Below are 1,485 nucleotides of genomic sequence, written 5' to 3' on the forward strand. Positions count from 1 at the left end.
GGCGTACCGTGCCAGCCGCACCCGCCTGATGTGCCGCAGGGCGTACCGTGCCAGCCGCACCCGCCTGATGTGCCGCAGCTGCACAGCACCAGACCACGGTGACTGCCGGTACGATCTTCGACAAGACCCGCACGCCACTGCGTGTGTGGCTGGCCGCGGCTTGGTATCTGACCAACCAGAAGCAAGGCGTCAGTGCCTTGGGCCTGCAGCGTGTGCTGGGCCTGGGCAGCTACCAGACCGCCTGGACCATGCTGCACCGTTTGCGCCGCGCTATGGTGCGGCCCGAGCGGGATCGGCTCAAGGGCACGGTCGAGGTTGATGAGACCTATCTGGCGCTGAGCGACCGCGAGAATCCGATTTCTCCCCAGGGGCGCAAGAACAGTACCTCTCAGGTGCTCGTCGTCCTGGCTGTGGAGGTGCTGGAGCCCAAGGGATTCGGCCGGATCCGCCTGCGCCGCATCCCCAAGGACTCCGCCACCCATGTGATCCCATTTGTGCAGGAGAACGTTGAGCCAGGCGCCCAGGTGCGCACCGATGGCTCTGCGGCCTATCGTTCACTGAAGGATCTCGGCTATGAGCACAAGCGCACGGTGGTGCTCGGCTCGCAGGTGCCGGCCCATGTGTCGATGGCCGGCGTCCACCGCGTGGCCGCACTGATCAAGCGCTGGATTCTGGGTACGCATCATGGCTCGGTGCAGCCCGAACATCTGGACGCCTATCTCGATGAGTTCGTCTTCCGCTTCAACCGTCGCACCTCAAGCTCGCGCGGCATGTTGTTCTACCGACTCTTGCAGCAGGCCGTGGTCACCCCACCGGTGACCTATCAGCAGGTGATTCAGGCGGGTGCAAAACAGCGCCGAAAAGGATAGGATAACTGTATATTCATCCAGTCACTCAGACCTTCTGGAGCTAAGAGGATACCCCTTATATTTGTACAGTCTTTTCACAAAGGATAACCGCCATGTCGAGATCCGAACCCACCACCTCCCCTGCTCGCAACCATGCGCTGGCCGAAGCACTGGCATGGATTTCAAAGTTCGCACATGCATGGAAGGCCATCGAGCCGGCACCTCATTCACTGAGCATCGATGGATTCATCATCTGGGGCCCTGTGCTCTATGAGAAACACCGCAACGAGGACCCCGTGGAACTCGCGACACGGCTGTACGGCCAGTCGGGCGAGTATTCCAGGTACCTGTATCCAGGCCGTCCGCCCAAGAGCAACGATGCGCCGCTGGCTTTCGGCCCCAAGGTGTAGCAAAAGTCACACTTTCACGTCAAAAACGATTCAAAAGGTAACTTGGATGCGTACACAAGGTTACGTTTGATTTGAAAATATCAAATTTAGCGGAGACCATTGTGATCACAGCATTCACCTTGTTAGTCGGCATGTTCCTCGGGGCGTTGTTCATGAGCCTCCTGGTCGTTTCTCGCTCGGATGACTGAGAAGAAGAACGGCCGGGCCCTTGCAGCCCTGTCCATGCC

1 protein-coding gene and 1 pseudogene are annotated in these 1,485 nt (G+C 59.6%); both read left to right on the forward strand.

The features are described 5' to 3' along the window. A pseudogene (locus AC1DOC_RS33305) lies at positions 1–869 on the forward strand (IS1595-like element ISVapa1 family transposase); the annotation flags it as partial. Between the two features lie 92 nt (positions 870–961). Continuing rightward, the gene (locus AC1DOC_RS33310) at positions 962–1,258 is read left to right on the forward strand and encodes a hypothetical protein (RefSeq protein WP_018905027.1); all 297 of its coding nucleotides are present in this window, start codon (positions 962–964) and stop codon (positions 1,256–1,258) included. Positions 1,259–1,485 lie beyond the last annotated feature (227 nt).

The sequence above is a fragment of the Variovorax sp. 01T439_2 genome, from assembly GCF_056398445.1.